The organism is Pantoea sp. AN62 (assembly GCF_050432985.1).
GTDB lineage: Bacteria > Pseudomonadota > Gammaproteobacteria > Enterobacterales > Enterobacteriaceae > Pantoea > Pantoea brenneri.
Map to the genome: position 1 here is coordinate 52,986 of NZ_JBNPYB010000001.1, position 21,366 is coordinate 74,351.

Sequence of the window (21,366 nt, forward strand, 5' to 3'; positions counted from 1 at the left end):
CATGTCTGACAACAGCCAGAAAAAAGTGATCGTCGGTATGTCCGGCGGCGTCGATTCTTCCGTTTCCGCCTGGTTACTGCAACAGCAGGGCTACCAGGTCGAAGGCCTGTTCATGAAGAACTGGGAGGAGGACGATGGCGAGGAATATTGTACTGCCGCGGACGATCTGGCGGATGCGCAAGCGGTGTGCGACAAACTGGGTATTAAGCTGCACAAGGTCAACTTTGCCGCTGAATACTGGGATAACGTCTTTGAGCACTTCCTCGAAGAGTATAAAGCGGGTCGTACGCCGAACCCCGACATCCTGTGCAATAAAGAGATCAAATTCAAAGCGTTCCTCGAGTTCGCGGCTGAAGATCTCGGCGCGGATTTCATTGCCACCGGCCACTATGTTCGTCGTCAGGACGTTGAGGGTCAGAGCCAGCTGCTGCGCGGCCTGGATGGCAACAAAGATCAGAGTTACTTCCTGTATACCCTGAGCCACCAGCAGATTGCTCAGAGTCTGTTCCCGGTCGGCGAGCTGGAAAAGCCCGAGGTGCGCCGCATCGCTGAACAGCTGGATTTAATTACCGCCAAAAAGAAAGACTCTACCGGCATCTGCTTTATCGGTGAGCGCAAATTCCGTGACTTCCTGGCGCGTTATCTGCCGGCTCAGCCCGGTGAGATTGAGACCGTGGACGGTCAGATCGTCGGCGAACATCAGGGTCTGATGTACCATACGCTGGGCCAGCGCAAAGGTCTGGGTATCGGCGGCCTGAAAGAGAGCAAAGATGATCCCTGGTATGTGGTCGACAAAGATGTGGCGCGCAATCGGCTGATTGTCGCACAGGGTGGCGATCATCCGCGTCTGATGTCGGTCGGCCTGATCGCGCAGCAGCTGCACTGGGTCGATCGTCAGCCAATCGCGGCTCCGCTGCGCTGTACGGTTAAAACCCGCTATCGCCAGACCGACATCCCGTGTGAGATCATTCCGCATGGCGAAGACCGGATTGAAGTCCGTTTTGATGAACCTGTCGCGGCGGTCACGCCCGGACAATCTGCGGTGTTCTATCTTGGCGAGGTCTGCCTGGGTGGCGGCATTATCGAAGAGCGTCTGCCGTTAGTCGCAAAATAAGCCGCTTAACCCGGCGTTCATGACGCGTAAACAGGAGTAACCGTGGCGAAGAACTATCAGGAAATCACACTGGCGCTGGCAGGCATCTGTCAGTCGGCCCATCTGGTGCAGCAGCTGGCACAGCAGGGTCACTGTCAGCCCGAGGCGTTTACCGTGACGCTGCGCAGCGTGCTGGATCTCAATCCCAGCTCGACGCTGGCGGTGTTTGGCAACAATGAAGCCAACCTGCGCCTCGGCCTCGAAACCCTGATGGCGGTGCTCAACAGCAGCAGTCGTCAGGGCGCGGGCGCGGAACTGACGCGTTATACCCTTAGCATGATGGTGCTGGAACGTAAGCTCAGCGCCAATAAATCAGCGATAGCGACACTGGCCCAGCGTATCAGCCAGCTCGACCGTCAGCTGGCGCACTACGAACTGGAATCCGATACCATTCTGAGCGCTATGGCCGGCATCTACGTTGACGTTATCAGCCCGTTAGGTCCGCGTATCCAGGTGACCGGTTCGCCCGCCGTGCTGCAGAATCCGCAGTTGCAGAGTAAAGTGCGGGCCACGCTGTTAGCCGGCATTCGTGCCGCCGTTTTGTGGCAGCAGGTCGGCGGTGGCCGTCTGCAACTGATGTTTTCGCGCCAGCGCTTGCTGCGTGAAGCAAAGACCCTCTTATCCCGGCTGCCACTGACTTACTAAGTCGGTGCGGCAAAATACTGTTAAATGATTCAGGAGTTGCACTGATGGAATTATCCTCTCTGACCGCCGTCTCACCTGTCGATGGTCGTTACGGCGATAAAGTCAGCCCGCTGCGTGCGATTTTCAGCGAATTTGGTTTGCTGAAATTCCGCGTTGAGGTTGAAGTTCGCTGGTTACAAAAACTGGCCGCGACCGCAGAGATCAAGGAAGTTCCTGCATTTGATGCCGACGCAAACGCTTTCCTTGACGCGATTGTCAGCAATTTTTCGGAAGACGATGCGGCGCGCATCAAGACCATTGAGCGCACCACCAATCACGACGTTAAAGCGGTCGAATATTTCCTGAAAGAGAAAGTGGCGGACGTCCCTGCCCTGCATGCGGTATCTGAGTTCATTCACTTCGCCTGCACTTCCGAAGATATCAACAACCTCTCTCATGCGCTGATGCTGGAAACCGCGCGCCGCGAGGTGATCCTGCCTTACTGGCAGCAGCTGATCGCCGCTGTAAAAGGCCTGGCGTCAGAATACCGTGATATTCCGCTGCTCTCCCGCACGCATGGCCAGCCCGCCACGCCGTCCACCATGGGCAAAGAGATGGCCAATGTCGCCTATCGTCTGGAGCGCCAGCTGCGTCAGCTGAGCCAGATTGAGGTGCTGGGCAAAATCAACGGTGCGGTCGGTAACTATAACGCCCACATCGCCGCGTATCCGGAAGTTGACTGGCATCAGCTGAGCGAGCGTTTTGTCACTTCGCTGGGGATCAGCTGGAACCCCTACACCACCCAGATTGAGCCGCATGACTACATCGCAGAGATGTTCGACTGCATCGCCCGCTTCAACACCATCCTGATCGATTTCGATCGTGATATCTGGGGCTACGTGGCGCTGAATCATTTCAAACAGAAAACCATCGCTGGCGAAATCGGCTCCTCAACCATGCCGCACAAAGTGAACCCGATCGATTTCGAAAATTCCGAAGGCAATCTGGGTCTGGCAAACGCGGTGATGCAGCATCTGGCCAGCAAGTTGCCGGTCTCCCGCTGGCAGCGTGACCTGACCGACTCCACCGTACTGCGTAACCTCGGCGTCGGTATTGGCTATGCGCTGATCGCCTATCAGGCAACGCTGAAAGGTATTTCAAAACTGGAAGTGAACCGCGATCGTCTGCTCGATGAACTGGATCATAACTGGGAAGTGCTGGCCGAACCGATCCAGACGGTGATGCGCCGTTATGGCATTGAAAAGCCGTACGAGAAGCTGAAAGAGCTGACGCGCGGCAAACGGGTTGATGCGGCGGGCATGCAGGCCTTTATCGACAGCCTGGCGCTGCCGGAAGAGGAAAAAGTGCGTCTGAAGCAGATGACGCCAGCCAACTATATCGGCCGTGCTATCCAGATGGTTGACGATCTGAAATAATCCCCTCCGCAGACCGGTTCAGGCCGGTCTGCGTTAACATCTTGTTTAGTTCATTTCGCGTATACTTTCTGCAATTTGACTCATTCAGATAGTAAGGAATTCCTATGCGTGTTCTGGTAGTGGAAGACAATGCTCTGCTGCGCCATCATCTCGCCGTGCAGTTACGTGATATGGGCCATCAGGTTGATGCCGCCGAAGACGCCAAAGAAGCCGACTATTTTCTTCGCGAGCACCTGCCGGACATCGCGCTGGTCGATTTAGGCCTGCCGGATGAAGATGGCATGTCACTGATCCGCCGCTGGCGCAGTGATGCCGTGCGTCAGCCGATTCTGGTGCTGACCGCCCGTGAAGGCTGGCAGGCAAAAGTGGAAGCGCTGGAAGCCGGTGCGGATGATTACGTCACCAAGCCGTTTCATATTGAAGAGGTGGCGGCACGGCTGCAGGCGCTGATGCGGCGCAATAGCGGCCACGCATCGCAGATCATCGATATGTCGCCGTTTCAGGTTGATTTGTCCCGTCGCGAACTGACGGTGAATGAGCAGCCGGTGAAGCTGACCGCCTTTGAATATACCATCGTCGAAACCCTGATTCGCAACGCCGGTAAAGTGGTGAGCAAGGATTCGCTGATGCTGCAACTCTATCCCGACGCAGAACTGCGTGAAAGCCACACCATCGACGTGCTGATGGGGCGTCTGCGCAAAAAGATTCTGGCGTTGCATCCCGCCGACGTCATCGCCACCGTGCGTGGCCAGGGTTACCGCTTTGATCTCTGACCATGTCCTGGTTTAGTCGTTATCGCCCGATTTCGCTGCGCGCCCGTTTTCTGCTGGCCTCCGCAGCGATTGTCCTGTTCCTCTCCCTCTCCTATGGCATGGTCGCGGTTATTGGCTATGTGGTGAGCTTCGATAAAAACACCTATCGGGTGATGCGGGGCGAAAGCAACCTGTTCTTTACGCTGGCGCAGTGGCATGACAATCAGCTCACCATTGCCCAGCCGGAACGGATGACGCTTAACTTCCCGACGCTGGTGTTCATTTACGACGAGCACGGCAAGCTGCTGTGGCAGCAACGCGACGTGCCGGAGATCCGCAAGAAAATCCACCGTGACTGGCTGATCAAACCGGATTTCTACGAGATTGATACCAGCAACGGCACCAGCCTGGCGGCGATGGGGGATAACCTCAGCGCGAAACGGCGACTGCATGCCTGGGATACCGACAGTGACGATACCTTCACCCACTCCGTTGCGGTTAACCGCTATGACGCTACCACCAATCTGCCAGCGCTGACCATTGTGGTGGTCGACTCGATCCCGCAGGAGTTACAGCATTCGGATGTGGTGTGGTCATGGTTCAGCTATGTGCTGGCGGCTAACCTGATCCTGATCGTGCCGCTGCTGTGGCTGGCGGCGCACTGGAGCCTGCGTCCGATTGGCGCACTCACTCAGCAGGTGCGGGAACTGGAGACCAGCCAGCGTGAAAAACTGGATGATAATCCGCCGCAGGAATTGCGCAGCCTGGTGCGCAACCTCAACCTGCTGCTGACGAACGAACGGCAGCGCTATACCCGTTATCGCACCACTCTGTCGGACCTGACGCACAGTCTCAAAACCCCGCTGGCGGTACTGCAAAGCACCCTGCGGTCGCTACGCAGCGGCAAAGAGTTGACGGTAGAAGAGGCTGAACCGGTGATGCTGGAGCAGATCAGCCGCATCTCGCAACAGGTCGGTTATTACCTGCATCGCGCCAGTATGCAGGCCGATCACAATCCGCTGCAGCGCGACCTGCATTCGGTCTCCGGTCTGCTCGACAGCCTGTGTTCGGCGCTGAACAAGGTTTATCAGCGTAAAGGGGTGGCAATCACCCTCGATATCTCCCCGGAACTCACTTTCGTCGGCGACCAGAACGATTTTATGGAAGTGATGGGTAACGTGCTGGATAACGCCTGTAAATATTGCCTCGAGTTTATTGAAGTCAGCGCTTATCAGAGCGAAAAAGCGCTGCATCTCTACATAGACGATGACGGTCCCGGTATTCCGGAGAGCAAACGCGATCTGGTGTTTGTCCGCGGTCAGCGCGCCGACACCCTGCGCCCCGGTCAGGGACTGGGGCTGGCGGTGGTGCTGGATATACTTGAGCAATATGCGGGTAAGGTTATCGCTTCAGGCAGCGCACTGGGTGGCACCCGGATGGAAGTAGTCTTTCAGCGCCAGGAAGTCGAACATCGCCGCGAGTAGAAAACCGTCCGGGCTGTTATACTTGCTGGCATTTACAGCCCTAAGCGGAACCCTTGTATGGACTATCAGCTCGATCTCAACTGGCCCGATTTTATTCAACGCTACTGGCAAAAACGCCCGGTGGTACTGAAGCGTGGCTTCAAAAACTTTGTCGATCCCCTTTCTCCGGATGAACTGGCCGGACTGGCGATGGAAAACGAGGTAGATAGCCGCCTGGTGAGCCATCAGGATGGCAAATGGCAGGTCAGTCACGGCCCGTTTGAGAGCTACGACCATCTGGGTGAGAATAACTGGTCGCTGCTGGTGCAGGCGGTTAATCACTGGCATGAACCTTCTGCCGCCCTGATGCGCCCTTTCCGCTTTTTGCCTGACTGGCGTATCGATGACCTGATGGTGTCGTTCGCGGTGCCGGGAGGCGGTGTCGGTCCGCATTTCGATCAGTATGACGTCTTCATTATTCAGGGCAGTGGCCGTCGCCGCTGGCGCGTCGGTGAAAAAGTGCCGATGAAGCAGCATTGCCCTCATCCGGATCTGCTGCAGGTGGAACCGTTCGATGCCATTATTGATGAAGAGATGGAGCCGGGCGATATCCTCTACATTCCGCCTGGATTCCCGCATGAAGGCTATTCGCTGGAAAATGCGCTGAACTATTCGGTGGGTTTCCGTGCGCCAAGCGGACGTGAACTGATCAGCGGCTTTGCCGATTACGCGCTGGCCAACGAGCTGGGCAGCCTGCGCTTTAGCGATCCGAACGTGCCGTCGCGCGAGTGCCCTTCACAGATCCTGCCGCAGGAGATTGAAGGCGTCCGTCAGGTGATGCTGGACGTGATCAACCAACCGGAACACTTTGCTCAGTGGTTTGGCGAGTTTATTTCTCAATCCCGTCATGAGCTGGATGTCGCGCCGCCAGAGCCGCCTTATCAGCCTGATGAGATTTATGACGCGCTGCAACAGGGTGATGCGCTGAGCCGGTTAGGTGGCCTGCGGGTCCTGACAATTGGCGATGCGGTCTACGTCAACGGTGAGCGGGTTGAATGTTCACATCCTGAAGTGATGGCCGTGCTGGCGCATCATTATCGCATCACGCTGGAAGATCTCGGGGATGCGCTGGACGATCCGGCGGTGCTGGCGCAGATTGCCGGTCTGGTGAATGCCGGATACTGGTATTTTGGCGAAGAATAACTGACCTGGAGGGCAGACGCATCCGCCGCCTGCCCTCCGCAAGCCAGTCTCCTCATCAGGCTCTCCGCCATTAGCGGCAGAGAGCCTGCTTCAGTAAAACCCCGTTCGCAACTTAACCTTTCTTCTGCGCCGCCAGTTCCGACAACCGCACAATCACCTCCACTGACTTCGCCATGATATTCAGCGAGGCAAATTCATGTTTGCCGTGATAGTTGTAGCCGCCGGTAAACAGGTTCGGACACGGCAAGCCTTTCCATGACAGCGCGGATCCGTCAGTACCGCCGCGAATCGGTTTGACCACCGGCTCAATAGCGCAGTCACGCATCGCCTGTAGCGCTAACTCAATGATATGCGGGAAAGGTTCCACCTTTTCACGCATGTTGCGATAGCTGTTGGTGATCTCTACGGTGACGGAACAATCTTTATGCAGGGTTTTGGTCATCTCCGTCGCAATCTGCTGTAGCGTCTGTTTGCGCTGCTCAAAACTGTCGGTATCAAAGTCGCGAATAATGTAGTGCAGCTCAGCGTGTTCAACCGTGCCTTTCATCTGGTGCAGATGATAGAAGCCCTCATAGCCTTCGGTGTACTGCGGCTTTTCATTGGCCGGCACGGCGGCATGGAACTGATTGGCCAGATCCAGCGCGTTAACCATCACCCCTTTTGCTGAGCCAGGATGCACATTATTGCCCACGATTTTGACCGTGGCGGAGGCGGCATTAAAGTTTTCATACTCAAACTCCCCCAGGTCGCTGCCGTCAACGGTGTAGGCCCAGTCAGCGGCAAAGCCTTCGACATCAAAATGCGAGGTGCCGCGCCCAATCTCTTCGTCGGGCGTAAAGGCGACGCGGATGGCACCATGCGGAATATCGCTGTCCGCCAGCCGCGCCATCGCCGTCATAATTTCGGCAATACCGGCCTTGTCGTCCGCCCCCAGCAGGGTTTTGCCATCGGTGGTAATCAGCGTGTGGCCGATCAGCTTGTGCAGCACCGGAAACATCACCGGCGAAAGGATCTCATCGCCATTGCCCAGCGCAATGTCACCGCCGCGGTAATTCTCAATAATCTGCGGATTAACATGTTTCGCGGTAAAGTCAGGCGAGGTATCCATATGGGAGATAAAACCAATCACCGGCGTTGGCCAGTCTACATTGGCCGGCAGCGTGCCCATGACGCAACAGTGATCGCTTAACGTGACGTCAACAAAACCCAACGCCAGCAGTTCTTCCTGCAGCTGACGCGCCAGCGTCCACTGCCCTTCACTGCTTGGCACCTGACGCGCCTGCGGTTTTGCCTGGGTTTCGACTGCGACGTAACTCAAAAAACGCTCAAGTAACTGTTCCATATCCCATCCTTTAAAAGTGCCGTCCGTTATTATTCACAGACCAGCCGGCGCAACGTTGCGTCAAATCATCAGCAGACAGGTTAGCGCTGTCGATCCCATTTGGGGAAGCGATCACGCCGAAAAAAAAGCCGGATTGTGAGATTGTTGCGGCAAGTCTCGCAATGTGTTGTTAACAATCCTGATTATCGCCTGCCCGGTGGGGTCAAAACATGGCATTGCCACATTTTTCAGGTATCATCCGCCCCTTCTTGCTGGCTGGCCGCAGTAGACGGCTATGCTGTAACCTGTTCGACCTTTGACAGACTGAGACTAAAATGACGCAAACACGCGCACAGCAGGCGCTGGTTACGCTTTCTGGCATCAGTAAAGCTTTCGATGGCAAAACCATCATTGATGATTTTAATCTGACCATTCACCACGGCGAATTTATTACCCTGCTCGGTCCGTCGGGCTGCGGCAAAACCACCATTCTGCGACTGATCGCCGGTCTGGAAGAGGCGGATCGCGGTCGCATCCTGCTGGACAATCAGGATATTACTGACACCGTGGCCGAACACCGCCACGTCAATACGGTGTTTCAGAGCTACGCGCTGTTCCCGCATATGACGGTATTTGAGAACGTCGCGTTTGGTCTGCGGATGCAAAAAACGCCGGCGGCACAAATCACTACCCGGGTTAATGATGCGCTGGCAATGGTCCAGCTGGAAAGCTTTGCCGATCGGCGTCCCCATCAGCTGTCGGGCGGACAGCAACAGCGCGTCGCTATCGCCCGCGCGGTCGTTAACCGGCCAAAAGTTCTGCTGCTGGACGAGTCACTCTCTGCGCTGGACTACAAGCTGCGTAAGCAGATGCAGAATGAGCTAAAAGCGCTACAGCGCAAGCTGGGTATTACCTTTGTTTTCGTCACCCACGATCAGGAAGAGGCGCTGACCATGTCCGATCGGATTGTGGTGATGCGCGACGGGAAAATTGTGCAGGATGGCACGCCACGTGAGATCTACGAAGAACCTGATAATCTGTTTGTCGCCCGCTTTATCGGTGAGATCAACGTCTTTGATGCCGAAGTGATCGCCAGCGACAGCGCACCATTAATACGCGCCAGAGTGGAAGGTCGTGAGTGTGATATCCACTGTGCTTTCCCGGTCCGGCCAGGCGATCGGCTGCACGTGATGCTGCGCCCGGAGGATTTGCGGGTGGAGGAGATTCATGGTGATAGCGCGGCTGACGGCCTGATCGGTTATGTCCGTGAGCGTAACTACAAAGGCATGACGCTGGAATCTACCGTAGAACTGGAGAACGGCAAGCTGGTAACGGTGAGCGAGTTCTTTAATGAAGACGATCCTGACTTTGACCACTCACTGAACCAGAAAATGGCGGTGAACTGGGTGCCCAGCTGGGAGGTGGTATTGCCGTATGAAGCTGATGCGTAATGGTTTCCAGAAAAGCGTCATTGCGCTGATAGTTGGCTGGCTGGCGCTGTTTGTCTTTCTGCCCAATCTGATGATTTTTATCACCAGCTTCCTGACACGTGACGATGCACACTTTGTCAGCGCGGTATTTACCCTTAGCAACTACACGCGCCTGCTTGATCCGCTGTATGCCGAAGTGCTGCTGCATTCGCTTAATATGGCGCTGATTGCCACCCTCTGCTGCCTGCTGCTGGGCTACCCGTTCGCCTGGTGCCTGACGATGTTACCGGCGCGACTGCGTCCGCTGATGCTGTTTCTGTTGATAGTTCCGTTCTGGACCAACTCACTGATCCGCATCTATGGGCTGAAAATATTCCTCAGTACCCGCGGCTGGCTGAATGATTTTCTGCTGTCGATCGGCCTGATCGATAAGCCGTTTCGTATTATCTATACCCCGGAAGCGGTGGTGCTCGGGCTGATCTACATTCTGCTGCCGTTTATGGTGCTGCCGCTTTACTCCAGTCTGGAGAAGCTGGATAAACCGCTGCTCGAAGCGGCGCGTGATTTGGGTGCCGGAAAAATACAGACCTTTTTCCGCATCATCCTGCCGCTCACCATGCCGGGAATTATCGCCGGATGCCTGCTGGTGTTGATCCCGGCGATGGGGCTGTTCTATGTGGCGGATTTGATGGGCGGCGCGAAAAACCTGCTGATTGGCAACGTGATCAAGAGTCAGTTCCTCAATATTCGTGACTGGCCGTTTGGTGCCGCCACCAGCATTGTGATGACGCTGTTAATGGGCCTGCTGCTGCTGATTTACTGGCGCGTTGCGCGGCTGCTGAATAACAAGGTGGATTTAGGATGATGACACGCCTGTTACGCGGCAGTTTTATGACGCTCATTTATGCCTGGTTCTATATTCCGATTGTGATTTTAATCGTGAATTCGTTCAACGCTTCCCGCTTTGGCATTAACTGGCAAGGGTTCACTACCCGGTGGTATCACCTGCTGCTGAACAACGACAGCCTGCTGCAGGCGGCGCAGCATTCGCTGATCATGGGCGTGCTGTCGGCCAGCTGTGCGACGCTGATAGGCTCGCTCACTGCGGTAGCGCTCTATCGCTATCGCTTTCGCGGCAAGCCTTTTGTCAGCGGCATGCTGTTTGTGGTGATGATGTCGCCAGATATTGTGATGGCGATTTCGCTGCTGGTGCTGTTTATGCTGCTGGGGATCTCGCTGGGATTCTGGTCGCTGCTGTTCTCCCACATCACCTTCTGTCTGCCGTTTGTGGTGATCACCGTTTACTCGCGGCTGAAAGGCTTTGATGTGCGGATGCTGGAAGCGGCAAAAGATCTGGGTGCCAGCGAGACCACAATTCTGCGCAAAATTATCGTGCCGCTGGCTATGCCAGCCGTCGCGGCCGGATGGTTGCTGAGCTTTACCCTGTCAATGGATGATGTGGTGGTCTCTTCGTTTGTGACCGGCCCCACCTTTGAAATATTGCCGCTGAAAATTTACTCAATGGTAAAAGTGGGCGTTTCGCCTGAAGTGAATGCGCTCGCCACGATTCTGATGTTGCTGTCGTTGCTGCTGGTGGCGGGCAGTCAGTGGTTACTGCGTGACAGAAATAAATAACCGAGGATTGATAATGAAAAAATGGTCTCACTGGCTGGCGGCTGGCGCGCTGGCACTGGGGATGCAGTCTGCTCAGGCGGACGACGGTAAAACGCTCTACTTCTATAACTGGACCGAGTATGTCCCGCCGGGTCTGCTGGAACAGTTCACCAAAGAGACCGGCATCAAGGTGATCTACTCGACTTATGAATCCAATGAGAGCATGTACGCCAAGCTCAAAACCTGGAAAGATGGCGCTTACGATCTGGTGGTGCCCTCAACCTATTTTGTCGCCAAAATGCGTAACGAAGGCATGTTGCAGAAGATCGACAAGAGCCAGTTGAGCAACTTCAGCAATCTGGATCCGAATCTGCTGAACAAGCCGTTCGATCCCAATAACGATTACTCCATTCCCTACATCTGGGGTGCGACCGCCATTGGCGTGAACAGTGACGAGATCGATCCAAAGAGCGTCACCCGTTGGGCCGATTTGTGGAAGCCTGAATATAAGCAGAGCCTGTTGCTGACCGACGATGCGCGGGAAGTGTTTCAGATGGCGCTGCGTAAGCTGGGTTACTCCGGAAACACCCGCGATCCGGCGCAGATCAAGGCTGCCTATCAGGAGCTGAAAAAGCTGATGCCCAACGTGCTGGCGTTCAACTCCGATAATCCGGGCAACCCGTTTATGGAAGGCGAAGTGAATCTGGGGATGATCTGGAACGGATCGGCCTATGTGGCCCGGCAGGCGGGCACCCCACTAACGATCGTCTGGCCTGCAGAAGGCGGCATTTTCTGGATGGATAATCTTGCCATTCCCGCCAACGCGAAGAACAAAGCGGGCGCGCTGAAGCTGATCAACTTCCTGCTGCGCCCGGACGTGGCGGCAAAAGTGGCGGAAACCATCGGTTACCCGACGCCGAATCTGGCCGCGAAGAAGCTGTTACCGGCCTCGGTGGCAAACGATCCGTCACTCTATCCGTCTGCTGACGTCATTCAGCACGGTGAATGGCAGGATGATGTCGGCGATGCCAGCGTGCAGTACGAGACGCTGTTCCAGCAGCTGAAAGCGGGCCGCTAAGCCACAGAAGCCGGGCGGCCCGTCGTCACCCGGCTTATTTATACAGGCCACGCAGCAGCGTATGCACAAACTCCGGCACCACTTCACTGGCCAGGCCGTAATGCCGCTCGGCAAACTCATTGCCAACCTGACTCGGTTCCAGATTCAGCTCAACGGTATGCGCACCCTGCAGTTTGGCTTCATGGACAAAGCCTGCTGCCGGATAGACATGGCCAGAGGTCCCGATAGCAATAAAGTAATCGGCCTGCTCCAGTGCCTGATAGATCTGCTCCATGCCCAGCGGCATTTCACCAAACCACACCACATGCGGACGCAGCGCTGAAGGAAACTGGCAGCAGGTACAGCGGTCGTCAGGAGTAATATCCCCGGTCCACTCAATCACCTGACCGCTGTTGACGCAGCGCACTTTCAGCAGCTCACCGTGCATATGCAGTACCCGGGCATTGCCGGCACGCTCATGCAGGTTATCAATATTCTGGGTTACCAGCAGGAAGTTATCGCCTAACACCTGTTCCAGTTCGGCCAGCGCCAGATGGGCGGCATTAGGCTGAATCTCTGCCTGCTGCAGTTGCTGACGACGGGCGTTATAGAAACGTTGCACCAGCGCAGGATCGCGCTGAAAGCCTTCCGGGGTCGCAACATCTTCGACATGATGCTCTTCCCACAAACCATCAGCGGCGCGGAAGGTGCGGATACCGGACTCGGCTGAAATGCCAGCGCCGGTCAGCACCACAACGTGCGGCTGTGGATGGGCGGCCAGCTCGGCCTGACGATCACGCTCGAAAATTCGCTGGCGAAAGCGCTGATGCACCTTTCTCCGGGTCTTTTTAAGGCGGGCAAGTCGTATGCGGCGACGTGGTGTACGCATAAAATCTCCTGGAGCAGCGGCTTCGGCGAGCCGCTATAAACAAATTCTGGGCTGAATTCACCCGATAATAACGGTTGCGCATGACAGCGCCATGCAGCAGAGGCCGAAAATGTGCGCGGCGCGAAGAGTGAATTCGCGCCGCGTGTCAATTACTGTCCGCTCAGTACCCGAGCCGGGTCGATGCGGCTGGCGCGTCTGGCTGGATACCAGCTGGCCACCAGGCTCAGCACGATGGCGGTGATCAGGACCGAGAACACATCGACCCAGTGCAGCTCCGACGGCAGGAAGTCGATAAAGTAGATATCGCCGGCCAGCAGATGATGGCCGGTGAGCGACTCCAGCCCGCGCACCAGATGCGTCAGGTTCAGTGATACCAGCACGCCCACCACCACGCCGCTGACGCTGCCGAGCAAGCCCGCCAGCAGACCGTACCAGATGAAGATGGCGCGGATCAGGCGATCTTTGGCACCGAGCGTCCGGAGCACCGCAATATCGCTGCTTTTGTCTTTGACCGCCATCACCAGGGTGGAAACGATGTTGAAGCAGGCGACGCCAATTACCAGCACCATCGCCAGATACATAATGGCGCGAATCATCTGAATGTCGCGGTACATGTAGCCGTAGGTGCCGATCCAGCTTTTGATATAGACATAGGAATGGGTCGCTTCACCAGCGTCACGCACCAGCTTAACCGCCTGGAACGGATCGTTCATTTTCAACGCAATGCCGGTTACGCTGTTGCCCATATCAAGATACTGTTGCGCATCGGCCAGCGGCACCAGCGCCAGGCTGTGATCGAGCATGCCACTCAGTTGCAGGATACCACTGACCTGAAGCCGTATGCGCTTCGGTTGCAGCAGTTTGTTATCCCCATCGTTATTCGGGATCATGATGGTGATCCAGTCACCCTGTTTGACTTTGAGCGTAGTGGCAATGCCGCCGCCGAGGATGATCTGCTGCTTACCGGCGGCAAACGTCGACCAGCCGTTGTTAGCGACAAACTGCGGCAGTGCGCTCAGTCGCGGCTCCTGCGCCGGATCCACGCCTTTAACCTGCAGCGCTTCGAGTCGCGCACCGCTTTCAATCAGTCCGGTGAAATTGACATACGGGGCCGCCGCCGCAATGCCTGGCACCTTTTCAATCGGCGCAATCATTGATTGCCAGCGCTGAAACGGCTGATTGACCGCCTCAATCTCACCGTGTGGGACCACGGCCAGAATGCGGTTATTTAGCTCACGCTCAAACCCGTTCATCGCGCTCAGGCCAATGATTAATACCGCCACACCCAGCGCAATACCGATGGTTGAGATCACCGAAATCAGCGATACCATGCCGCCACGGCGGCGGCCACGGCTAAAGCGCAGGCCTAACAGCAGCGATAACGACGATCCCATTACTCTGCTCCTGCCATGCTCAGCTGTTCGCTTAACTGACCATCACGCATCTCCATCTGGCGCGACATCCGTTTCGCCAGTTGCAGATCGTGGGTCACCACCAGGAACGCGGTGCCCTGACGCACGTTGAGTTCACCCAGCAGGGCAAAAATGGCATCGGCGTTGCGCGCATCAAGGTTACCGGTGGGCTCATCCGCCATCACCAGACGAGGACGGTTGACCAGTGCCCGGGCAATCGCCACGCGCTGACGCTCGCCACCCGATAATTCTGACGGGCGGTGTGCGGCGCGATGATCCAGCCCGACGGCAGCCAGCATCTCGCGGGCGCGGTCCTGTGCTTCAGCTTTGGCGACTTTGCCAATCAGCAGCGGCATCGCCACGTTCTCCAGCGCACTAAAATCGGGCAGCAGATGGTGGAACTGATAGATAAAGCCCAGCTCGCGGTTGCGCAGATCCGCTTTAGCGGAGGAGGACATGGCGTTCAGCGACTGACCATCAAAGATCACGTCACCCGAGGTCGGGGCATCCAGACCGCCCAGCAGGTGCAACAGGGTACTTTTACCCGATCCGGAACTGCCGACAATCGCCGTCAGTTCGCGAGGCTGCAGGCTGAAAGCCACATTGCGCAGCACATCGGTCTGCACGCTGCCTTCCTGATAGCGTTTGCACAGGTCGCGACACTGCAACAAAGGAGAGTTACTCATAACGTAAAGCCTCAGCGGGTTGAACGGCGGCAGCGCGCCACGAAGGATAGAGCGTAGAAAGCAGCGCCACTACCATCGCGCTCAGGGCGATGGTCACCACTTGCCACAGATTAATGTCGACCGGCAGCGCTGCGCCATCGAGAAACAGGCCGATCACCGGCATCAGGTTATTCAGCTGGCTGGCCAGCAGTACGCCCAGCAGCGTACCGAGTAAGGTGCCGATAATGCCGGCGCTGGCGCCCTGTACCATGAACACCGCGACAATCTGCCGGCGTGTCAGCCCCTGCGTTTGCAGAATCGCTACTTCACCCTGCTTCTCCATAATCAGCAGGCCCAACGAGGTAATGATGTTAAAGGCGGCGACCGCAATGATCAGGCTCAGCAGCAGCCCCATCATGTTTTTCTCCATCCGCACCGCCTGGAACAGATCGCCCTTGCGCTCGCGCCAGTCTTTCCATACCAGCCCGGCCGGCAGAGTTTGCTGACTGAGACTATCAACCTCCAGCGGCTTATCCAGCCATAAGCGCCAGCCGGTAATATTCCCGGCCGGATAGCGCATCACGCGCGACGCATCCTGTTGATTGACCAGAATCTGGTAGCCATCGACTTCGCTGTTGGCGGCATAGGTGCCCGCCACGGTGAACAGACGCTGACTCGGGACCCGCCCCATCGGGGTAAACTGACTGACCGACGGCACCATCAGACGCAGCTGATCGCCGCGCTTCACGCCAAGTTGTGATGCCAGCTGTTCGCCGAGGATCACATTATACTGGCCGGGTTGCAGCACGCTCTGTTGGGTATTGACCAGGAAAGGCGTCAGCGGATCTTTTTCATCCGGCTGAATACCGAGCATCACGCCGACCGAGACGCTGTGCGGACTTTGCAGCACCACGTTAGCGGTGGTCAGCGGCGCAATGCGGCTGACGCCCTGCAGCGCCAGGCTGGAAGGCGGTTGTTGTTGCGGGTTGAGACTGCCTTTGTCGCTGGTAATCAGCGCCTGCGGCATCAGCCCAAGAATATTGCCTTCAAGTTCACGTTCGAAGCCGTTCATGACTGACAGAACCGTCACCATCGCCAGCACGCCAAGCGTAATGCCAATAGTAGAAAGCCAGGAGACAAAGCGACCGAAGCGATCCGATGCGCGTCCGCGCATGTAACGCAGACCGATAAATAGCGCGACAGGTTGATACATGGAATCCAGTAAGCCGTTGCCTGAAAATAGGTAGTGGGATGATAAAGGAGCCGCTGCCTTTATGAAACCTCTAACCCTCTGAGTCGGCAGCAAAGTTGCATCAGAATAGGTCACGGCGAGCCACAAAGCGCAGGTATAGCGCCTAAAGCAGTCGGTTATTGGCGGATTATCCGCCACTCATCGCGCTAGACTACAATCAGTAAGACGATAAAGCGTGACGTTATCGCACAGCGGTAGAGGTAGCGACCATGTTTAAATTTCCCAAAGGCAGTATTGTAAAACATAAATCCGGGGAGATCAGAGGCGAAGTTATCAACGTCTTTGCGCAGGGAGATGCGCCAGCCGGCTACTACATAAAATGGGATGATGGCAATCATAGCTATCATTCTGAGCAGGAATTAACCTGGGCGAACATTGACCGCCCGCGCATGTATTACACACAGCAATCTATAAAATAAAATCCCCCCTGTCCGGGTCTTAACCCTCGTCGCCAGCGCGCGACGGGGGTTTTCCCGTTCCCTCTTCTCTGCAGGCCATTACCGCTGACCGTCGGGCAGCAGGAAAATTGTGCCGCAGAGGTGATCGCCATGACGTAATATGGAATGATTACGTCATGGTAAAAATGGAGCAACCCCGAGATCCCATGTCCGAACAGACTCGCTATACCCTGCCCGTTAAATCCGGCGATCACCGTCAGCTCGGCCAGCTCATTGGCGCTGCGCACGCGGTGGAGTGTGCCAGCATTACCGAGCGACATGCCGGTCCGGTGTTAATGATTACGCCCGATACCCAAACCGCCCTGCGTCTGCTGGACGAAATCCGCCAGTTTACCGATCTGCCGGTGGCGCATCTCGCCGACTGGGAGACGCTGCCCTACGACAGCTTTTCACCGCATCAGGATATTATCTCTGCCCGTCTGTCGACGCTTTATCAGCTGCCGGTGATGCAGCGCGGCATGCTGATTATGCCGGTCAATACCCTGATGCAGCGCGTCTGCCCGCACAGCTTCCTGCACGGCCATGCGCTGGTGATGAAGCAGGGACAGAAACTGTCGCGCGATCGCCTGCGCGATCAGCTGGAGCAGGCGGGTTACCGCCATGTCGATCAGGTGATGGAGCACGGTGAATACGCCACGCGCGGCGCGCTGCTCGACCTGTTCCCGATGGGCAGCGACCAGCCCTATCGCATCGACTTTTTTGATGACGAGATCGACAGCCTGCGCCTGTTCGATGTCGACAGCCAGCGTACGCTGGAAGCGGTCGCGGAAATCAACCTGCTGCCCGCGCATGAGTTCCCCAGCGACAAAGCGGCAATTGAACTGTTCCGCAGCCGCTGGCGCGAAATTTTTGATGTGCGCCGCGAGTCGGAGCATGTCTATCAGCAGGTCAGCAAAGGCACCCTGCCCGCCGGTATCGAATACTGGCAGCCGCTGTTTTTTGAGCAGCCGTTACCCAGCCTGTTCAGCTATCTGCCTGACAATACACTGATTGTTAACTGTGGCGATCTGGAAGGCAGCGCGACCCGCTTCTGGCAGGACGCTGAAGCTCGCTATGAGAACCGTCGGGTTGATCCGATGCGTCCGCTGCTGGAACCCACCAACCTGTGGTTACGCCCTGATGCGTTAATGGGTGAGCTGAAAAGCTGGCCGCGAATCCAGATGACCAATGAGCAGTTGCCCGCTAAAGCCGCCAACACCAACCTGGGTTATCAGCCGCTGCCCGACCTGACGGTGCAGGCGCAGGCTAAAGCGCCGCTGGATCATCTGCGTCAGTTCATCGAAACCTTCAGCGGTGCGGTGGTCTTCTCGGTCGAAAGTGAAGGTCGCCGTGAAAGCCTGCAGGAGCTGCTGGCACGGATTAAACTTCGTCCTCAACCGGTAAAACGCTTCGATCAGACCGGCGAAGAGCGTTTCAGCCTGATGATCGGCGCCAGCGAGCGCGGTTTTATCGATACCCAGGGTAACCGGGCGCTGATTTGTGAGAGCGATCTGCTGGGCGAACGCGTCAGTCGTCGTCGCCAGGATACCCGCCGCACCATCAACCCGGATATTCTGATTCGTAACCTGGCCGAGCTGCATCCTGGCCAGCCGGTGGTCCATCTTGAGCACGGTGTGGGTCGCTATATTGGCCTGACCACGCTGGAAGCAGGCGGCATCCAGGCTGAATACCTGATGCTCTCCTACGCTAACGACGCCAAACTGTATGTGCCGGTCTCCTCGCTGCACCTGATCAGCCGTTACGCCGGCGGTGCCGACGATAATGCTCCGCTGCATAAGCTTGGCAGCGATGCCTGGTCACGCGCCCGGCAGAAAGCGGCCGAAAAAGTTCGTGACGTGGCGGCAGAACTGCTGGATATCTACGCCCAGCGAGCCGCTAAAACCGGCTTCGCCTTTAAGCACAACCGTGAGCAGTATCAGTTGTTCTGCGAAAGCTTCCCGTTTGAAACCACGCCCGATCAGGCGCAGGCGATCAATGCGGTGCTCAGTGATATGTGTGAACCGCTGGCGATGGATCGTCTGGTGTGCGGTGACGTGGGCTTTGGTAAAACCGAAGTGGCCATGCGCGCCGCGTTTCTGGCGGTGGAAAACAACAAGCAGGTGGCGGTGCTGGTGCCGACCACCCTGCTGGCGCAGCAGCACTACGATAATTTCCGCGATCGCTTCGCTAACTGGCCGGTGCGGATTGAAATGCTGTCACGCTTCCGCACGGCAAAAGAGCAGGCGCAGGTGCTGGAGCAGGCCAGCGAGGGCAAGATCGATATCCTGATCGGCACCCACAAGCTGCTGATGAGCGATCTCAAATGGCGCGATCTCGGCCTGCTGATCGTCGATGAGGAGCACCGCTTCGGCGTGCGTCACAAAGAGCGGATTAAAGCGATGCGGGCCGATGTGGATATCCTCACCCTGACCGCTACGCCGATTCCGCGCACCCTGAATATGGCGATGAGCGGCATGCGCGATCTGTCGATCATTGCCACCCCGCCTGCTCGTCGCCTGGCGGTAAAAACCTTTGTGCGTGAATTTGACGATCTGGTGATCCGGGAAGCGATTCTGCGTGAGATTTTACGCGGTGGTCAGGTCTACTACCTCTACAACGACGTGGAGAATATCGAGAAAGCGGCTCAGCGTTTAACCGACCTGGTGCCGGAGGCGCGCGTCGCCATCGGCCATGGACAGATGCGTGAACGCGACCTGGAGCGGGTGATGAACGATTTCCATCATCAGCGGTTTAACGTGCTGGTCTGTACCACCATCATTGAAACCGGTATCGATATTCCGACCGCGAACACCATCATTATTGAACGTGCGGACCACTTTGGTCTGGCGCAGCTGCATCAGTTGCGTGGCCGCGTCGGCCGCTCGCATCATCAGGCTTACGCCTGGCTGCTGACCCCGCATCCTAAAGCGATGACCGCCGATGCGCAAAAGCGCCTCGAAGCGATCGCCTCGCTGGAAGATCTGGGCGCCGGTTTTGCCCTGGCTACTCACGATCTGGAGATCCGCGGTGCCGGTGAACTGTTGGGTGAAGAACAGAGCGGCCAGATGGAGACGCTTGGCTTCTCGCTCTATATGGAGCTGCTGGAAAATGCGGTGGATGCGCTGAAAGAGGGTCGTGAGCCGTCGCTGGAAGATCTCACCAGCAACCAGACCGAAGTGGAGCTGCGGATGCCAGCTCTGTTGCCGGAAGAGTTTATTCCGGATGTCAGTACCCGTCTGTCACTGTATAAACGCATCGCCAGCGCAGAAAGCGAGGAAGAGTTGCAGGAGCTGAAGGTAGAGATGATCGACCGCTTTGGCCTGTTGCCCGATCCGGCGCGTAACCTGCTGGACGTGGCAATTTTGCGGCTTAAAGCCCGCGCCGTGGGTGTCCGGAAGATTGAAGCCAGTGACAAAGGCGGCTATTTCGACTTTGCCCCCAACAACAGCGTTGATCCAGCCTGGTTAATCGGTCTGCTGCAGAAAGATCCTAAGCAGTGGAAGCTGGAAGGTCCGACGCGTCTGCGCTTTAACCGTGAACTGTCGGAAAGAAAAATCCGCATGGAGTGGGTACAGGGATTCGTCTCCCAGCTGGCGGAAAACCGCGCGTAATCCCCTTACCTGCCGCCATCAGTTGAAGACGAAGCGGAACGCAACAACAAAAAGGCGCATCCTGAGATGCGCCTTTTTCTTACGTCGGTGCTGTGTGGCCGCTAACGCGGCAAAAGACTTTGCCCAATTACGCCTGGTCGCTGTTAAGAATCAGCTGACCATTGCGATCCAGTGGAATACGTGTGCCAGGGTCACTTTCCATGCGGATTTTGCCCTGCTGGTCGCCTATTTTATAGGTCACGTCATATCCCAGCATTTTCTCTTGTTTGTCATAGACCGTTTTGCAGCGCTGTTCAGTCGTGGTGTAGGTATCACGGTTTTGCATGCCTGCCTGGACCTGATTACCGGCATAACCGCCTGCTACTACGCCCGCCACGGTCGCCACGTCTTTACCGCGACCGCCACCAAACTGGTGACCTAACACTCCACCCGCCACTGCGCCTAATACTGAGCCAGCAATACGGTTTTCATCCTGGACCGCACGACGGTGCGTCAGTGTCACATTACGACATTCCTGACGTGGCTGTTTGATGCTCTCTTTAATCGGCGTTGCAGCCAGCACCTGAGCGTATTGTGGACCGCGATCAAACACATTCATGCCTGCCACGGCGGCAACACCTAACGCAGCTGCCACACCAATACCGATACCCGCTAACATTGATTTATTCACAGGAAGTTCCTCCTGAAAAGTGTTACCGCGCATTCCTGCCGCTGAAGCATCCTCTTCAACTGAGGCAGATCGGCGTGCGCGACTCGCCGTGTTTGTTGGGATGAAGTTTTACAGATGGACCGAAATTGCAACATCAGATAAATGGAGGAAAACGGTCACTTACGCAACAGGACCAGTTTTTAGGAGAGTTCTGAGGCGGAAAAAGCAGCAGCGAAATTACCCGATGTGGCGGGATGGAAAGCGCAGGATCAGCAGGATTGGCGCTGTTACAGCGGGTCTGACAGCGCGCGGTTTATCCGAATTACCAGCTCCCTCATCGTGTCAACGACGTTCAGCGTCTGAATACAGAGACCCCGTGCCACAAAGGTGGCACCACA

At 56.5% G+C, this 21,366-nt stretch carries 18 protein-coding genes; 12 read left to right on the plus strand and 6 right to left on the minus strand.

Annotation, left to right across the window (positions count from 1 at the left end):
• Position 1 precedes the first annotated feature (1 nt).
• From mnmA to FHW04_RS00310, 6 genes are all read left to right on the plus strand, one after another.
• The gene (mnmA, locus tag FHW04_RS00285) at positions 2 to 1,114 is read left to right on the plus strand and encodes a tRNA 2-thiouridine(34) synthase MnmA (RefSeq protein WP_046288385.1); all 1,113 of its coding nucleotides are present in this window, start codon (positions 2 to 4) and stop codon (positions 1,112 to 1,114) included.
• A 42-nt stretch (positions 1,115 to 1,156) separates the two neighbouring features.
• Positions 1,157 to 1,798 (plus strand): high frequency lysogenization protein HflD, encoded by a 642-nt coding sequence (gene hflD, locus FHW04_RS00290; protein WP_089561036.1) that lies wholly within the window; start codon positions 1,157 to 1,159, stop codon positions 1,796 to 1,798.
• Positions 1,799 to 1,842: 44 nt separating this feature from the next.
• Positions 1,843 to 3,213: an adenylosuccinate lyase gene (purB, locus tag FHW04_RS00295; RefSeq protein ID WP_031374484.1), complete on the plus strand. Its 1,371-nt coding sequence runs from the start codon at positions 1,843 to 1,845 to the stop codon at positions 3,211 to 3,213.
• Positions 3,214 to 3,317: 104 nt separating this feature from the next.
• Positions 3,318 to 3,986, plus strand: coding sequence for a two-component system response regulator PhoP (gene phoP, locus FHW04_RS00300; protein ID WP_031374483.1), 669 nt, complete (start codon positions 3,318 to 3,320; stop codon positions 3,984 to 3,986).
• 2 nt (positions 3,987 to 3,988) lie between these two features.
• The gene (gene phoQ, locus FHW04_RS00305) at positions 3,989 to 5,449 is read left to right on the plus strand and encodes a two-component system sensor histidine kinase PhoQ (RefSeq protein ID WP_031374482.1); all 1,461 of its coding nucleotides are present in this window, start codon (positions 3,989 to 3,991) and stop codon (positions 5,447 to 5,449) included.
• 57 nt (positions 5,450 to 5,506) lie between these two features.
• Positions 5,507 to 6,631 carry a cupin domain-containing protein gene (locus tag FHW04_RS00310; protein WP_089561037.1) on the plus strand — a complete coding sequence of 375 codons (1,125 nt, stop codon included), beginning with the start codon at positions 5,507 to 5,509 and terminating at the stop codon, positions 6,629 to 6,631.
• Positions 6,632 to 6,743: 112 nt separating this feature from the next.
• Here FHW04_RS00310 and pepT read toward each other — a convergent pair whose 3' ends face one another.
• Positions 6,744 to 7,973 (minus strand): peptidase T, encoded by a 1,230-nt coding sequence (pepT, locus tag FHW04_RS00315; protein WP_031374480.1) that lies wholly within the window; start codon positions 7,971 to 7,973, stop codon positions 6,744 to 6,746.
• A 314-nt stretch (positions 7,974 to 8,287) separates the two neighbouring features.
• On the opposite strand from pepT, the gene potA reads away from it, so the two are divergent.
• The 4 genes from potA to potD are packed head-to-tail and all read left to right on the plus strand — an operon-like array spanning position 8,288 to position 12,074.
• A complete protein-coding gene (potA, locus tag FHW04_RS00320) occupies positions 8,288 to 9,403 on the plus strand; it encodes a spermidine/putrescine ABC transporter ATP-binding protein PotA (RefSeq protein WP_046288386.1) in 1,116 nt (371 codons plus the stop codon).
• A complete protein-coding gene (potB, locus tag FHW04_RS00325) occupies positions 9,396 to 10,247 on the plus strand; it encodes a spermidine/putrescine ABC transporter permease PotB (RefSeq protein ID WP_089561182.1) in 852 nt (283 codons plus the stop codon). The genes potA and potB overlap by 8 nt, the downstream gene beginning before the upstream one ends.
• On the plus strand, positions 10,244 to 11,017 hold the full coding sequence (gene potC, locus FHW04_RS00330; RefSeq protein WP_089561038.1) for a spermidine/putrescine ABC transporter permease PotC: 774 nt from the start codon (positions 10,244 to 10,246) through the stop codon (positions 11,015 to 11,017). The genes potB and potC overlap by 4 nt, the downstream gene beginning before the upstream one ends.
• Positions 11,018 to 11,030: 13 nt before the next feature.
• Positions 11,031 to 12,074 carry a spermidine/putrescine ABC transporter substrate-binding protein PotD gene (gene potD, locus FHW04_RS00335; protein ID WP_069729173.1) on the plus strand — a complete coding sequence of 348 codons (1,044 nt, stop codon included), beginning with the start codon at positions 11,031 to 11,033 and terminating at the stop codon, positions 12,072 to 12,074.
• 34 nt (positions 12,075 to 12,108) lie between these two features.
• Here the strand turns inward: potD and cobB are convergent, their stop codons facing one another.
• From cobB to lolC, 4 genes are all read right to left on the minus strand, one after another.
• Positions 12,109 to 12,942 (minus strand): Sir2 family NAD+-dependent deacetylase, encoded by an 834-nt coding sequence (cobB, locus tag FHW04_RS00340; RefSeq protein WP_031374476.1) that lies wholly within the window; start codon positions 12,940 to 12,942, stop codon positions 12,109 to 12,111.
• A gap of 149 nt (positions 12,943 to 13,091) precedes the next feature.
• Positions 13,092 to 14,336 carry a lipoprotein-releasing ABC transporter permease subunit LolE gene (lolE, locus tag FHW04_RS00345; protein ID WP_031374475.1) on the minus strand — a complete coding sequence of 415 codons (1,245 nt, stop codon included), beginning with the start codon at positions 14,334 to 14,336 and terminating at the stop codon, positions 13,092 to 13,094.
• Complete coding sequence (gene lolD, locus FHW04_RS00350) at positions 14,336 to 15,040, minus strand: lipoprotein-releasing ABC transporter ATP-binding protein LolD (RefSeq protein ID WP_089561039.1); 705 nt, start codon at positions 15,038 to 15,040, stop codon at positions 14,336 to 14,338. Before lolD ends, lolE begins: the two co-directional genes overlap by 1 nt.
• Positions 15,033 to 16,232 (minus strand): lipoprotein-releasing ABC transporter permease subunit LolC, encoded by a 1,200-nt coding sequence (gene lolC, locus FHW04_RS00355; RefSeq protein WP_031374473.1) that lies wholly within the window; start codon positions 16,230 to 16,232, stop codon positions 15,033 to 15,035. Before lolC ends, lolD begins: the two co-directional genes overlap by 8 nt.
• A gap of 248 nt (positions 16,233 to 16,480) precedes the next feature.
• Between lolC and FHW04_RS00360 the strand changes: the two genes are divergently transcribed.
• Together FHW04_RS00360 and mfd are read left to right on the plus strand one after the other, a co-directional pair.
• Complete coding sequence (locus FHW04_RS00360) at positions 16,481 to 16,690, plus strand: hypothetical protein (RefSeq protein WP_031374472.1); 210 nt, start codon at positions 16,481 to 16,483, stop codon at positions 16,688 to 16,690.
• Positions 16,691 to 16,875: 185 nt separating this feature from the next.
• The gene (gene mfd / locus FHW04_RS00365) at positions 16,876 to 20,319 is read left to right on the plus strand and encodes a transcription-repair coupling factor (RefSeq protein ID WP_046288387.1); all 3,444 of its coding nucleotides are present in this window, start codon (positions 16,876 to 16,878) and stop codon (positions 20,317 to 20,319) included.
• A 127-nt stretch (positions 20,320 to 20,446) separates the two neighbouring features.
• Here mfd and FHW04_RS00370 read toward each other — a convergent pair whose 3' ends face one another.
• On the minus strand, positions 20,447 to 20,989 hold the full coding sequence (locus FHW04_RS00370; protein WP_031374471.1) for a glycine zipper 2TM domain-containing protein: 543 nt from the start codon (positions 20,987 to 20,989) through the stop codon (positions 20,447 to 20,449).
• Positions 20,990 to 21,366 lie beyond the last annotated feature (377 nt).

What these genes read in the sequence shown, in the direction of transcription:
- mnmA (WP_046288385.1), top strand. Translation starts at nt 2, where the DNA reads ATGTCTGACAACAGCCAGAAAAAAGTGATCGTCGGTATGTCCGGCGGC.
- purB (WP_031374484.1), top strand. Translation starts at nt 1,843, where the DNA reads ATGGAATTATCCTCTCTGACCGCCGTCTCACCTGTCGATGGTCGTTAC.
- phoP (WP_031374483.1), top strand. Translation starts at nt 3,318, where the DNA reads ATGCGTGTTCTGGTAGTGGAAGACAATGCTCTGCTGCGCCATCATCTC.
- phoQ (WP_031374482.1), top strand. Translation starts at nt 3,989, where the DNA reads ATGTCCTGGTTTAGTCGTTATCGCCCGATTTCGCTGCGCGCCCGTTTT.
- FHW04_RS00310 (WP_089561037.1), top strand. Translation starts at nt 5,507, where the DNA reads ATGGACTATCAGCTCGATCTCAACTGGCCCGATTTTATTCAACGCTAC.
- pepT (WP_031374480.1), bottom strand. Translation starts at nt 7,973, where the DNA reads ATGGAACAGTTACTTGAGCGTTTTTTGAGTTACGTCGCAGTCGAAACC.
- potA (WP_046288386.1), top strand. Translation starts at nt 8,288, where the DNA reads ATGACGCAAACACGCGCACAGCAGGCGCTGGTTACGCTTTCTGGCATC.
- potB (WP_089561182.1), top strand. Translation starts at nt 9,396, where the DNA reads ATGCGTAATGGTTTCCAGAAAAGCGTCATTGCGCTGATAGTTGGCTGG.
- potC (WP_089561038.1), top strand. Translation starts at nt 10,244, where the DNA reads ATGATGACACGCCTGTTACGCGGCAGTTTTATGACGCTCATTTATGCC.
- potD (WP_069729173.1), top strand. Translation starts at nt 11,031, where the DNA reads ATGAAAAAATGGTCTCACTGGCTGGCGGCTGGCGCGCTGGCACTGGGG.
- cobB (WP_031374476.1), bottom strand. Translation starts at nt 12,942, where the DNA reads ATGCGTACACCACGTCGCCGCATACGACTTGCCCGCCTTAAAAAGACC.
- lolE (WP_031374475.1), bottom strand. Translation starts at nt 14,336, where the DNA reads ATGGGATCGTCGTTATCGCTGCTGTTAGGCCTGCGCTTTAGCCGTGGC.
- lolD (WP_089561039.1), bottom strand. Translation starts at nt 15,040, where the DNA reads ATGAGTAACTCTCCTTTGTTGCAGTGTCGCGACCTGTGCAAACGCTAT.
- lolC (WP_031374473.1), bottom strand. Translation starts at nt 16,232, where the DNA reads ATGTATCAACCTGTCGCGCTATTTATCGGTCTGCGTTACATGCGCGGA.
- FHW04_RS00360 (WP_031374472.1), top strand. Translation starts at nt 16,481, where the DNA reads ATGTTTAAATTTCCCAAAGGCAGTATTGTAAAACATAAATCCGGGGAG.
- mfd (WP_046288387.1), top strand. Translation starts at nt 16,876, where the DNA reads ATGTCCGAACAGACTCGCTATACCCTGCCCGTTAAATCCGGCGATCAC.